Raw genomic sequence first — 13,301 nt, 5'->3', positions numbered from 1 at the left:
CCCTTACTTGCCTCGCAACGCGCAGCCCGGCCCATGTGCCGGCGCAGGAGAACGTACAATCGCAGAAGATCACAATCGGTCCCTCACTAAAGAAGGTCCTTATCGTAAGAGGGTGGGCATATGCGCATTCACATCACGTATACCGGCGGCACCATCGGTATGGTCGAGTCACCGAACGGTCTGGTTCCGGGCGCCGATATGCGCGGCTGGCTGCGCCGGCTGATTGAGGACGCGCATCTGGACCCGAGCTTGTTCTCGTTCACCGAGCTGGACCCGCTGATCGATTCGTCGAACGCGACGCCCGACAATTGGCAGACGATGGCGGACGACCTGCGCGCGCACCGCGATGACGCCGACGCATTCGTGGTGATGCACGGCACCGATACGATGAGCTATTCGAGCGCCGCGCTGTCTTACGCGCTGACCGGTTTCGGCAAGCCTGTGATTTTCACGGGGTCGCAGCATCCGCTCGGCAAAATCGAATCGGACGCCACCGCGAACGTCACGGGTGCGCTGAACGCCGCGATGAGCGGACGTTTTCATGGCGTCGGCCTGTTCTTCGGCCATCATCTGTTCGCCGGCAACCGTGTGAGCAAATCGTCAAGCTGGGCGTTCGAAGGGTTTTCGGCGCCGTCCACCGGCCCGCTGGCACGTACCGGCACGCCGTGGCATTGGTATGCGGGTGATTCGGCCGGCTCCAGTTGCGGTTGGGCGTCGCCGCTGCCCTACTCCCGTCACGATGTGGCCGTGATCGACATGGCTCCCGGCATTTCCGCCGCGCGATTGGCCGCGATGCTCGACCCTCGTCCGGAAGCGGTGCTGTTGCGCGCGTACGGCGTTGGCAATGTGCCGAGCGACGAGCCAGGACTGACCGACGTGATCGCCGACGTGCTGCATGACGGCGTGCCTGTCGTCATCGCATCGCAATGCCAGCAGGCGGAAGTGCTGCTCGGCCATTACGAGACGGGCGACGCGATTGCCCGCGCCGGCGCGATCGGATCGGGCGACATGACGCTGGAAGCCGCATACGCGAAGATCATGTTCCTGCTGTCGCAGGGCGTGGACGCGGCCGATTTCGGCACGTGGATGCGCCGGAACATCGCTGGCGAAATCTCGCCCAGCTCGATGTAGCACGGCGCAACGCGGTTCAGCCTAGTTCCGCACGGCTCGTCGCCGCAACCGGCGCTACTCGCGGTCGAGCAGGGCGGTGAGCGCCCACAGGATGCTGACCACGTCGATCGCTTCCTGCATGAACGCGCCGACGACCACCGGAATGAGGTTGAACGCGGCCGCGACCATGCCGATAATCGCCAATCCAAGGCCGACCAGCACCGCCTGCAGCATCACTTTCTTCGTGCGGCGGGCGATGGCGATGGCGCGCGGCACGGAGGCGATGTCGTCGTTCATGATGACCACCTGCGCCGATTCGGACGCGGCGGTGGACGTGCCGTCGGTCATGGCCATGCCGATGTCCGCAACCGCCAGCACGGGGGCGTCGTTCACGCCGTCGCCGACCATCATCGTCACCTGTCGGGTCATGGATTCGCCGACCACGCGCTGTACGACCTTGTCCCACGCCGGCTGGTTTTGGTGCGCGTCTTCCGTGGCGTTCTTGACGGCCGCGACCTTGCCTTCGGGGAAGAGTTCGGATTGCACGTCGTCGATGCCGACCTCGCCCGCGATGATGCGTGCGGAAGCCTCCTTGTCGCCGGTGAGCATGGACAGTTTCTTCACGCCGAGCCGGTGCAGTTTTTCAAGGGACGATTTCGCGTTTTCGCGAGGCACGTCACGCAGCACGATGCGTGCGGCGAGCTTGCCGTCGATCGCCACGTACGCGGCCATTTCGTCCGGTTCGAGAGGTGCGAACAGCGAATTCACCTCCGGCTTCTTGGAAGCGCCGGCAGCGGTACCGGTCGCCGAATCGCCAACCGCGCTATCGGCCACAGCACCAGCCGCAGTACCGGCCGCCACCCCTGCGCCCAGCACATGCGTGAAGCCGGCCTCGTCGGCCGTCACGTACGCGAAACGACCCACGCGCACGGCATGCCCGTTCACCTCGCCGGACACACCCTTGCCCGACTGTTCCTCGATGTTCTTCACCACGGGGTAATCGCGTCCATGCCCCGGCAGATCGCGTTCGGCGCACAGCCGCTGCCCGTTCTCATAGCGCGCGTACAGTTCCTGCATGGCCTTCTGCCCGGCCGCCGCGATGCCCTTCGACAGAATGTGCACCGAGTAGCCTTCCACCACGCCGGCCATCATCAGAATGTGGTTCTCGTCGTACGGCGAGCTGTTTTCGAACGGCTTCTCGACGCGCACGACCTGCGGCTGCTTGACGGTAAGCGTGCCGGTTTTGTCGAAAAAGATATGCGATACGCGGCCCAGGTTTTCCAGCACATCCTGCGCTTTGATAAGAATGCCCGCCTTGGCAAGGCGACCGGTGCCGGCCACGTACGCGACGGGCGCGGCGATCAGCAGCGGGCAGGGCGTGGCCAAAACCAGCACCTGCGCGAATCGCAATGGCGTGCCTGCGACGGCCCACGCGATGCCGGCGATCGCCAGCGAAAGAATGGTGAACGGCACCGCCAGCACATCGGCGGTTTTGACGACGGTCGGGCGCGATTGCTGCGCCGACGACACCAGTTCGAGGATCTTCTGATACTGCGAATCCTGCGCCAATTGCGTGGCACGCATCGTCAGTGCGGTCGATCCGTTGACCGCACCCGACAGCACGCGCGCGCCCGCATACACTTCGCGCGGCACCGGCTCGCCGTTGATATTGCTCAGATCCAACGTGGCGACGCCCGACAGCAGTTCGCCGTCGACCGGCACCGTTTCGCCCGGCAGCACGAGGATCACGTCGCCAAGCTTGACCTGGTCGACCGGAACGGTTTCGAAATGCTCGCCGGCCGCGTCGTAAGGCTTGGTTTGGGTGGTGGACTTATTCGTTTCCGCAGCGTTAGGCACATCCACACTGGCGACCTTGCGAAAGCCGTCCGCCGTCATGTCGCCCTCAGCATCACCGGCAGTACCGTCGGCCCCGGCAGCCGCCGCACGTGCACCCACGCCCGGCAACGTCACCACGTGCGCGGTCCGCGGCGCCGCATCAACCAGCGCCGTCAGGTTGCCTTCCGCCTTCGACTGTGCGAATTCCTCAATCGCCTCGCCGGAGGAAATCATCAGCACCACGGCCCACGCAGCCCAGTATTCCTGCACCGCCACCGTCGACGCGATCGCAATAACCGCAAGCAAATCCACACCGACGTGACCGTGCCGCAAATCGTCAATCATGCCGATCACAGTCACCACAATCGTGTACACGACCAGCGCGATCACGATCCACTGCCCGACACCCGGATTGAACGGTCCGAAAGTCAGCGAGACGCCCGCAGCCTCCCACGGACGCCACGAACCCAGCAATGCCAACGGAACCGCGGCAATGATGGCGATCGGCAGCAGCGGAACTTCTTTGCAAATGGAAATGATTCTACGCATGAGAATCTCCTTACGCTCGTATCGGACGCCTTGTTAACCCATCGGCGCCCCGCCTGCGCGGACCATCGATACACGGCGTAAAAAGATATTTCCAGCATAACAGAGCATTGCGATTGCCGCGGTCGTTTGCGTGTGCTTCCGTTCGTCGCGCGCGTTCCGCGCATACGAAAAGGGCCGTGCGATTGCTCGCACAGCCCTTGTTTTCCGCCGTTTTTCGGCTTGTTCAGCGTTTTCCGCGATTACGCGGATTGCGGTTGCGACTTCGCCGTCAGCCTATCGGGTGGCAGCCACCCGTATCGCTGTCGGCATGAACGCCGCACACCGTACGTTGCCGTACGATGCCGCGCATCCGGCTTTACCACAGACCGAACGGATCGAACAGGCCACCGCCGTCGCCGTTGTTGCCGTTACCGCCATTCTGGCCGTTCTGGCTGCCGCCATTCTGGCCGTTGCCGTTATCGTCGTTGCCGTTGTTCTGCTGACGCTGTTCCTGCTTGTTGGAGGAGTTCGTCTTGGTCTCTTCCTGGTCGAGCGTCACTTCGAGATCCATGGTGTTGCCGCCGCGCACAACGGTCAGCTTCACCTTGTCTCCCATGGCGGAGGCGCGCACGTAACCGAGCAGCGAGTAGTTGTTGTTCACTGCCTTTCCGTTGAACGCCACGATGGAGTCGCCGGCCTTCACGCCGGCCTTGGACGCCGGGCCACCGTCGGTCACGGCCTGCACCTGGGCGCAGCCGCGGGTCACACCGTCCGCTTCCACCGAGGAGCTCTTGATGGTGATGCCAAGCACCACATGCTTCACGGAACCGTTGTCGATGATCTCGTTGGTCACGCGCTTGACGAGGTTCGACGGAATGGCGAAGCCGATGCCGATGGAACCTGCCGTGCCGGACGAGCTTGCGGTGGAGGCGATGGACGAGTTGATGCCGATCACCTGGCCGGCCGCATTAAAGGTCGGGCCGCCGGAGTTGCCCGGGTTGATGGCCGCGTCGATCTGCACGGCGTTGGTGACGATGGCGTTGTTGTCGTCATCGGTCACGGTCACCGGGCGGTTGAGCGCGGACACGATGCCGGTGGTGGCGGTGTCGTCGTAGCCGAGCGGATTGCCGATCGCCATGACGGACTCGCCCACGGCCAAATCGTCAGAATCGGCGAATTCAGCAACCTTCAAATCGCTCGGCGGATTGTCAAGCTTGAGCACAGCCAAATCGGTGGTGGTATCGGTGCCGACCACCTGCGCGGAATACATAGCGCCGTTGGCAAGCGTCACCTGGATCTGCTGCGCGCCGGAAATCACGTGGTTATTGGTGGCGATATAGCCCTTGTCGCTGATCACCACGCCGGAGCCCTTGGCTTCGCCGTCGCCGGTCGCCACGTCGATGGCCACCACGGAATCGGACACTTCCTTGGCCACCGCGCTCCAATCGACCGCCTGACCGGACTTCGCCTTGGCGGAACCGGAACCGGACGTGTTGGACTTGACGTCGGACAGCGAGCTGGAGGTCGGCACATGCACCCAACCGTTGGTGATCGCGGTGAAGCCGACGCCGAGGCACAGCGCGCCGGACACCAGTGCGGCCACAACGGCGGTGACCACATGGCTGGTCATGCCGGACTTCTGCTTGGTGACGACCGGCGTCTGGTTCGGCTGGTTCGGGAAGCCCTGCCCCGGAGCGCCGAACGGATTGCGGTTGCCCGGTCCCGCAGGGGGCATGTTCGCGCCGTACTGCGGCTGCTGCTGATTGTTCTGCTGCGCGCCGTTCTGCGCGGACGAGCCGCCAAACGGATTGCCGAACGGATTGCCATTGTTCCGCTGATTGCCGGTCGTATACGGGTTGCCGAAAGCGCCGAAGAACGACGGACAGTTGTCCTGCGGCTGGCCCTGCTGCTGCGCGCCGTACTGCGGTTGCTGGGCGGTCTGGCCGCTGGCATCGCCAGCCGGCGGCGTCGGCACCGGACCGTACGCGCCGTATTCGGGCGCCGGACGGTACTGTTCGGTCGGCGCATCCTGCGTCGCGTTGTTGATCACCGTGCGTTCACCGGCAGCGGAAGCATAATCCGGCGTATCGTCAGCGGTATTGCCTGCCGTGCCATCCGCCGCGTCCACGGTAGGAAGGGCGGTGGTGGGCTGCTCGCCCGCGTTCGGCGCTGCAATCGGTTCGGTAACGGAAGTCTGTGCTTCGTCGGCGACGTTCTCGCTCGGCGTCTGCGGCGCGGTCTGCTGCGTGCCATCCTGCGGCTGGGCGATGTTCTGATCGCTATTATCTTCAGCCATTGTTGCTCCTTATTCGTCTCGCGGCATTCAACATGATCAGCAATCGTGCCGCTCGAACTGCTATCTAAGAGTAAAGATACCTGCTCTGGAAGTTTCCTGAATGTTTGTTGAAAGTAGCAATCGAATCGCTTGGCAGTTTGCTCCATACGATGCCACCGTCGACCGCCGATGGCGCCACCGCGGCAATCGGCGCTATCGCATACAGTTGAGAGCATGACAAGCTTGAACGAACCACAGACCGGCGCGGTGGCGCACGAGACCTCAGCGGCCAACGCGGCAGCCCGCGCAACGCACGACGCAGCAGGCAACACGACCAGCGCGGCATCGACCGAAAACCTTATTGAGCATCCCCGCGGCGCGGAACCCGGCAAGCCCGGCCGCCGCGACGCGTTCTACTTCGAGCAGAAAACCCGCCTGCCAGATGCGGCCGATGGCAAGGGCCGCGGCGGCGCGCGATACGGACGCACCGGCATCATCCACACCCCCCACGGCGACATCCACACCCCGGCGTTCGTGCCGGTGGCCACGCAGGCCGCGATGAAGGCCGTGCTGCCCGAAACCATGAAGGATCTTGGCGCGCAATGCCTGCTGTCCAACGCGTTCCACCTGTATGAACGACCCGGAGAACAGGTGCTCGACGAAGCCGGCGGACTCGCCAAATTCATGAACTGGAACGGTCCGACGTTCACCGATTCCGGCGGATTCCAGGTGCTGTCACTCGGCGCGGGCTTCAAGAAGACGCTCGCCATGGACGTCACCGGCATGAAATCGGACGACGTGATCGCGGAAGGCAAGGAGCGGCTCGCGTTCGTGGACGAGGACGGTGTGACGTTCAAGTCGCCGCTCAACGGCTCGCTGCACCGGTTCTCCGCCGAAATCTCCATGGGCATCCAGCACAAGATCGGCGCCGACATCATGTTCGCTTTCGACGAGCTGACCACGCTGATGAACACCCGCGGCTACCAGGAACGTTCCGTGGAACGCACCTACCGCTGGGCGCAACGTTGCGTGGCCGAGCACAAGCGGCTTACCGAGGAACGTCTCGGCAAGCCGTATCAGGCGCTCTACGGCGTAGTGCAGGGCGCGAATTACGAGGATCTGCGCAGGCATGCCGCCGAACAGATCGCTTCGCTCGATTTCGACGGCGTCGGCATCGGCGGCGCGATCGAGAAGCGCATCATCGGCGACACCTGCGCCTGGATCTGTGACGCGATGCCGGAAAGCCGTCCGCGCCATGTGCTCGGCATCGCCGCGGTGGACGACATCTTCGCCTGCGTGGAGAACGGCGGCGACACCTTCGACTGCGTGGCCCCCGCGCGTTGCGGCCGCAATGGTGCGATCTTCACGCGCCACGGCCGCTACAACATCAAGCGCGCACAGTTCAAGCACGATTTCGGTCCGCTTGAGGAGGACTGCGACTGCTACACCTGCACGCACTATTCGCGCGCATACGTGGACCATGCGTTGCGCGCCCGCGAATTCAACGGTTTCACGCTGGCGACGATCCACAACGAGCACTTCTTCGTGAAGCTGCTCGACGATATCCGAGCATCGATCGACGGCGGCTATTTCAACGAATTCCGCGACGAGACACTCGCCAAGTTCTACGAGAACGGTTCGAAGGGCTGAGCCAGAGGAGCTGGATGGAAGTCGCGGGGCTTGAGCATTTGCTACGCAAACGCGGCTTTTTGAACAAAGGATGGCTCCATCGTCTGGAGGTCCACAGGGCCTCCTCCCTCCTCGCGTCGCACCGCTTTGTGCATTCGCTTTGCGAATACGGCGGTGCGACACGCCGATTTGTGCCACAGATAGTAAAGGTGTAAATTAGTCGATTGTCTGCGAGCGTGGCGGAATGGTAGACGCGCTGTCTTCAGGTGGCAGTGAGTGTATGCTCGTGGGGGTTCAACTCCCCCCGCTCGCACGGGCCGAAAAGGGCTGGAATCCAACGATTCCAGCCCTTTTGCTTTATCCAAAACGTATGAAATGTGACAAAAAAGTACTAAAAATGCGCCGAAAGCCCAGCTATCTCAGCAGAAACAGACAAACGGACATCCAAACCCAAAACCAGCACCACAAATGTCCGATTCCAGAAAACACAATCCGAATAACCAATTCGGCAGAATCGAACACATAGCCACCCAAAACCACACTTCACGTGACCGGTTGGAAAAACAGATACGTAACGCATTGCAGACCAATCCCATGCGTCCGATTCTGAAGAAAAACGAAATTCGCCGTACGACTTTTCCGCGCACGCAATCGCAAGCATTTCCCGGTATTTCACTGTGAGCATAATCGCGGAATGAGCAGGACACGGAAGAGTTGGGTGAAGTGAAAGGTCAAGGTCAGGAGCCCGGGAGGGTTCCGGATGCGGCAACGAACCCGGTCGCCGGTCTCGCTGGATGGTGACGCCGCAGCGATAATCGCACGGCCGGCTGCCAAGCCGCATTACTCCGCGCACAGAACGCGCATTTGCTTAAGGAGTACCGATTATGGCAATGTTTCCGGCTTTGATGAATGACACGATGTTCTCCGATCTGTTCGACGATCCGTTCTTCGAGGGTTGGCGCAACATGGACCGCGCAGCCGCATGCGATCCGAACATGTCCGCAGGCATGATGAGCACCGATGTGCGTGAGACCGACAAGGGCTACATGGTCGACATCGACATGCCTGGCTTCAAGAAGGACGACATTTCGCTGGACCTGCAGAACGGCTATCTGACCGTTTCCGCGCATCGCAACAGCTCGCACGAGGACAAGGACGACAACGGCCGCTGGCTGCGTCGCGAACGCTACGCCGGCTCTTGCTCTCGTAGCTTCTACGTTGGCGAGGACGTGAAGGATTCCGACATTCACGCCAGCTACAAGGACGGCACCCTGTGCCTGGAAATGCCGAAGCCCGAAGCGCAGCAGCAGGTTGAGACCAAGCATCATATTGCGATTGAAGGCTGATTTCCAGCTGCCGTACGTCATATTCGCACGTCGTAAGTCACGGTAATCGCTAAGCAAAGCGAAGCCGGACGCCCGTAAGTGGGTGTCCGGCTTTTTTGTTTGTCCGCACGCCGCCGCCCGAAAAGCAACGCCCGTCACGGCATTTAACGCACCAAAAACACCATGATGAGAATCATCACGAATCCAACCAAATCGGTCGGTTCGAACACCGCGTCCGTCCATGCCACCGCGGAAATCGTGGCCATCACCGGTTCGCTGGTGCCGAGCATGGTGGCACGCATCGAACCGACGCGCACCACGCCGGCCATGTACAGCCAGAACGCGCCGAATGTGCCGCCGATCACGGTGAACGCCATCAGCCCCACACCCAGCCAATCCAACTGCGGCGCCGTATCCCACGGCCGCACGAACGGCAGCAGCACAAGCCCGGAAATCAGGAACGCGATGCCATTGACGGTGAAGTTGCCCCAACGTTCGATGAGCTTGACCGGAAGAAACACCATGGCCGCCGTGGACGCCGCGTTGATAGCGCCCCAAATCAGGCCGACCAACGGCAGTTTCAGCGTGGTGAAGTCGCCGCCGGTCGCAATCAGCACGGTTCCCGCGAAGGCGAGCGCCACGCCGATGCCTTCCCGTACGCCGGGCAGTCGCCGCCCGCGCAGGCATACGACCCCCAAGACGAACAGCAGGTTCAGGCTTTGCAGCACGGTCGCGGTGCCGGAGTTGGTCCAGTTGATCGATTCGAGGTAGGCGACCTGCACCAGCAGCACGCATATGATGGCGGTGGCCAGCAGCCGCGGATATGATTTGCGATCGCGTAGCGCGCCGGTAAGCAGTTTCGGCGTCATGATGGCCGAGCAGGTGAGGAAAAGCACGCCGGCTGCCAGTTCGCGCACGCATGCGATCCACAGCGGCGAGGCATGATACGTGCCCATGAGGATTTTGGAGACGGTGGCGTTGACGCCCCACAGCACGCCGCCGCACAGGGTCATTGCGATGCCGATAATCAGGTCCTTCGGCGTGCGTTCGAACGTTTTTTCCGCCACTGCGGCTCCTTCCCCTTCACTGTTCGCTCATCGCACACCGTACACGCCGCATGTGTCTTGCAGTGGCAGCCGCTCACAGACTGTCCGCGGGCGCGCTGAGGAAATCGAGAATCTTGTTCACATACGGTCCGACCACCGTGTTCGGCATGGAGAAGATCTCGTGCAACGACTTGCCGTACCGTATTTTTTCGATTGATCCGCCGCCTTCGCGCACGCGTTCCACGAAATCGTCCTGCGGACCGTTCAGGACCCAGACGTCACGGCCCGCTTGGAACAGCAGCGTCGGAGTTTCGATCGCACCGCACATGTCCGGTTTGAGTACGGCTCGAGACAATGCCATCGCCTGATGCGCCCATTCGAAGGTGGCCGCGTTGGTCTGGCATGCCACGTCGTCGACGCGCTGCTTGTGGAACCAGCGAACGCGCGCCTCGGACGCGCCCTTATGCTCGTCGAGATCGAGTTCGGGGGAAAAATCGGTGTGACCGAATACGCGCGCTTTGCCGAATCCCAAGCCGCACAACGCGCCTGTAGCGATGCGTGCGATCCATGTCGGCATGCCGACGACGGGGGCGATCATGGGTGCGGACAGCACGGCCTTGTCGAACAGGCTCGGATAGTGTTCCATCACGGCCGCGCCGATGCCGCCGCCCATCGAATGGCAGTACAGGTTCAGTGGCTCGCCGCACGCGTATTCGCGGCCCACAGTGTCGGCGAAGGCTGCGAAATCGGCCACGTACCGACGCCAATCGTCGATCCACACCAGGCTGGGATTGCTCACGTCGTGTGCGGAATGGCCGTGCCCGCGGTGTTCGAGGATGCATACGGAATAGCCGGACAGCAGGAAGTACCATGCCATCTCGCTGTATTTTCGCGCGAATTCGGTGAATCCATGCGAGATGACCACCACGCCACGGAAGATGCCCGAAGCGCCGTCCTCACGCAGCGCATCGAATTTGGCCGCGTCGTAACAGCAATAGTGCAACCGGCCGGGTTCGTCCAGTTTGGGCAGCGCGTCGCCGTTCCAGTCAACGGTGGCTGGATCCATCCATCCTTCCGTCATGCAGGCGTCCAGCGCGGGCAGCACCTTGCTTTCCATTTCGGCGTCGTAATTCGTCTCGTCGAGCAGCCTAAGAGTCATGCTTTCATCATACGAATCCCACATGAACAGCCTTCAGAGCCCCACGCTTCGGCTCCACGGATCGAACGCGCCTCCCCACTCGTGGACGCGCTCCCCCGTACAATGTCGGTATGAAAATCATGTCATTGTGTGTGGCATTCGTCATGCTCTGCACCATGCAGCCAGCCGGAACGATGACCCCTTCCAACGGGAAGGCTGCCATCTTCGCCGACGCGGCGAGAGGAACCGCATCCGCCATCATCGACTGCCCGCCGCCGCTTTACTGGCTGTGTGGAAAGTGAGCCATGCGATGAATCCCACGAAATCCGCAGCTCCCATACCAAAAATCCACCGTGTAGCGCTGGTCGACAACGATCCGCGCGCGTTGGAATCGCTGAGCCTTCTCATCGAAGCGAAGGTCCCCACGGCCTACGTGGTGTGGACGGCCACTTCCGGCGACGAAGCGATCGAACGTTGCCAGAGGAACGACGACAATCTCAACCTGCTTGTATTGGACATGTCCATGGAGGGCTTGCAGGGGCCGGCCATCTGCCATCGGATCCGTCTCATGGACAGGCATTTGCCGATTCTGGGCATCACCAGCTTCTCCATCAACAGCTACCGTAGCAGGCTGATGGAAGCCGGAGCGCAGGGACTGATCGGCAAGGAGGATTCCGATCAGCTGGCGAAGGCCATCGAGCGGCTCTGTGGAGGCAACGTTATGGAGGGATTCGAACCTCCCGCCCTGGCCAACGTGCGCATCAGACGCGAGGAGGAGACCTCACCGCGGCTCACCGTGCGCGAGGAGCAAATCATCTCCCTGTGCGCCGACGGCATGCTGGACAGGGAGATCGCCGAACAACTGGACATCTCCGAAAGCACCGTGCGCAAGCATATGCAGGGCATTCTCAAGAAGCTGAACTGCAAGACGGCACGCCAGGCAGTGGCATTGTGGGTGAGATCGCATGCACGCTGAACCCACAAAACCCAGACCCGTAAGCGCCTTCCGCTCCTGGCACAACCATATGCGTGCCGACCATCCGAAACTCTGGCATCCGATCCGCATAACCATCGTGGTCATCACCGTATGGTGGATCCTGTTCTGCCTGCTGCTCGCCCCGACCGACAATCCCGCGGCGATCGTCTGGACCATCATCGAAATCGCGGTGCTGCTGCTGTCACCGTTCTTTCCGAAATCGATGTCGCTGCTGTTTCTGATCATGAGCCAGTCGGGACCTTGGCTCATACCCGGAGCCGACGTCAATTCGCTGCCGGGAATCCTCTACACGTTCGGCATGCTCGCCTACGAAACCAACAACCTTGTGGCGCTGCTGCTGCTCGCTTATTCCATAGGCGACCAGCTGTTCCGTCAACTGGTCCTCGGCACGAGCAACAGCAATCCCGTGGCCATCATCGCCATGGTCAGCCTGGTACTGATGCTCGGATGCGGTTTGCGATGGAACGCGACCATGACCGCCAGCCGCGCGGAGGCGGAGCAGGCGAAGACGCGATTACGGGAGATGGAAAGCCGCAACCACATCGCGGAAGCCATACACGACGCCGTGACGGGAGATCTGTCCGCCGCGGCTTTCGTCGCGCAACGTCGCATCGATGCATTGTCCGGCGGAGACGATGGCGATGGCAGCGCCTCGACGGATGGTGACGACGGCAAGAACGCGGACGAAAGACGCGATGAGCTCGACAAATGGACGCAGGTCAACGATTACATCCTGTCCGCCCTGACCAACGTGCATCGCGTCATCGACGAACTGGATATGGACGTCACCGTCCTTGAGGAGGATGCGGACGGCAAGGCCTTCTCCGACCTGCTCAAAGCCACGATGGCCGACGGCGACCGGCGTCTACGCGCGCTCGGCTTCGACATCACCTCGATCCTCCATGTGGCGGGCGGTGCGCCAAGCGCCTCCCCGAGCCTGGCCGGAATCGCCAATGATCTGCTTCGCGAGACCTACGCCAACATCGCGCGTCATGCCCAGTCCGGCAGCAAAGCCGACCTGTCGGTGATACTCAAGCCGAACGCCGTCGAAATCACGCAGATCAACCAGGCGAGGACCACCGAAACGGATCGCACGCAGCCGGGAGGCCACGGCCTCGCGTATTTCAGCAAACAGCTCGAATCGCATGGCGGCAAACTCGAGACAACGCTGCGCGACGGCGAATGGACGCTGTTCGCCTATCTGCCGATTCCGGTGCCCGAAACCCTGCCACCCCTTGCCGGACACCCCGAATCGTGACTGGCTCCGACGGTCGCGAGAAACGAAAGGGTACTTCAAAGGGTGCTACACAGATGTGGTACACCCTTACTTGCAGAGGTGCCCGTCACCGTCCTATCTTCCCTAATGAGAAGGGATATGCGTCTCCCTGTGACACGACGGATACTTGGCAGTCCGTCG

10 protein-coding genes and 1 tRNA gene are annotated in these 13,301 nt (G+C 61.9%); 7 read left to right on the top strand and 4 right to left on the bottom strand.

The features are described 5' to 3' along the window. Positions 1-120: 120 nt before the first annotated feature. Positions 121-1,131, top strand: a complete 1,011-nt coding sequence (locus KSX58_RS03175; RefSeq protein ID WP_217735772.1) for an asparaginase — start codon at positions 121-123, stop codon at positions 1,129-1,131. 54 nt (positions 1,132-1,185) lie between these two features. On the opposite strand, the gene KSX58_RS03170 is transcribed toward KSX58_RS03175, so the two are convergent. Next, positions 1,186-3,495: a heavy metal translocating P-type ATPase gene (locus KSX58_RS03170; protein ID WP_217735771.1), complete on the bottom strand. Its 2,310-nt coding sequence runs from the start codon at positions 3,493-3,495 to the stop codon at positions 1,186-1,188. Between the two features lie 355 nt (positions 3,496-3,850). Continuing rightward, entirely contained in the window at positions 3,851-5,770 is a 1,920-nt protein-coding gene (locus KSX58_RS03165; RefSeq protein ID WP_217735770.1) for a S1C family serine protease, read from the bottom strand. Positions 5,771-5,983: 213 nt separating this feature from the next. Between KSX58_RS03165 and tgt the strand changes: the two genes are divergently transcribed. The 3 genes from tgt (at position 5,984) to KSX58_RS03150 (ending at position 8,724) form a co-directional block, all read left to right on the top strand. Continuing rightward, the gene (gene tgt, locus KSX58_RS03160; RefSeq protein ID WP_199801671.1) at positions 5,984-7,399 is read left to right on the top strand and encodes a tRNA guanosine(34) transglycosylase Tgt; all 1,416 of its coding nucleotides are present in this window, start codon (positions 5,984-5,986) and stop codon (positions 7,397-7,399) included. Between the two features lie 209 nt (positions 7,400-7,608). Next, a tRNA-Leu gene (locus KSX58_RS03155) sits at positions 7,609-7,691 on the top strand. 571 nt (positions 7,692-8,262) lie between these two features. After that, positions 8,263-8,724, top strand: a complete 462-nt coding sequence (locus tag KSX58_RS03150; protein WP_195537248.1) for an Hsp20/alpha crystallin family protein — start codon at positions 8,263-8,265, stop codon at positions 8,722-8,724. A gap of 143 nt (positions 8,725-8,867) precedes the next feature. Here KSX58_RS03150 and KSX58_RS03145 read toward each other — a convergent pair whose 3' ends face one another. Together KSX58_RS03145 and KSX58_RS03140 are read right to left on the bottom strand one after the other, a co-directional pair. Continuing rightward, positions 8,868-9,716: a DMT family transporter gene (locus KSX58_RS03145; protein ID WP_223895359.1), complete on the bottom strand. Its 849-nt coding sequence runs from the start codon at positions 9,714-9,716 to the stop codon at positions 8,868-8,870. 127 nt (positions 9,717-9,843) lie between these two features. Then, positions 9,844-10,908 (bottom strand): alpha/beta fold hydrolase, encoded by a 1,065-nt coding sequence (locus KSX58_RS03140; protein ID WP_055309222.1) that lies wholly within the window; start codon positions 10,906-10,908, stop codon positions 9,844-9,846. 110 nt (positions 10,909-11,018) lie between these two features. Between KSX58_RS03140 and KSX58_RS03135 the strand changes: the two genes are divergently transcribed. The 3 genes from KSX58_RS03135 to KSX58_RS03125 are packed head-to-tail and all read left to right on the top strand — an operon-like array spanning position 11,019 to position 13,142. Next, the gene (locus KSX58_RS03135) at positions 11,019-11,189 is read left to right on the top strand and encodes a hypothetical protein (protein ID WP_172761224.1); all 171 of its coding nucleotides are present in this window, start codon (positions 11,019-11,021) and stop codon (positions 11,187-11,189) included. Between the two features lie 8 nt (positions 11,190-11,197). Next, positions 11,198-11,863, top strand: a complete 666-nt coding sequence (locus KSX58_RS03130; RefSeq protein WP_151904113.1) for a response regulator — start codon at positions 11,198-11,200, stop codon at positions 11,861-11,863. A gap of 49 nt (positions 11,864-11,912) precedes the next feature. Further along, a complete protein-coding gene (locus KSX58_RS03125) occupies positions 11,913-13,142 on the top strand; it encodes a sensor histidine kinase (protein ID WP_223895326.1) in 1,230 nt (409 codons plus the stop codon). The last annotated feature ends 159 nt before the right edge of the window (positions 13,143-13,301 follow it).

The sequence above is a fragment of the Bifidobacterium sp. MSK.17.10 genome (assembly GCF_019129655.1).
Lineage (GTDB): Bacteria > Actinomycetota > Actinomycetes > Actinomycetales > Bifidobacteriaceae > Bifidobacterium > Bifidobacterium adolescentis.
Note: the sequence above shows the minus strand (reverse complement) of the source record. Positions and strands in the feature narration are given on the sequence as shown.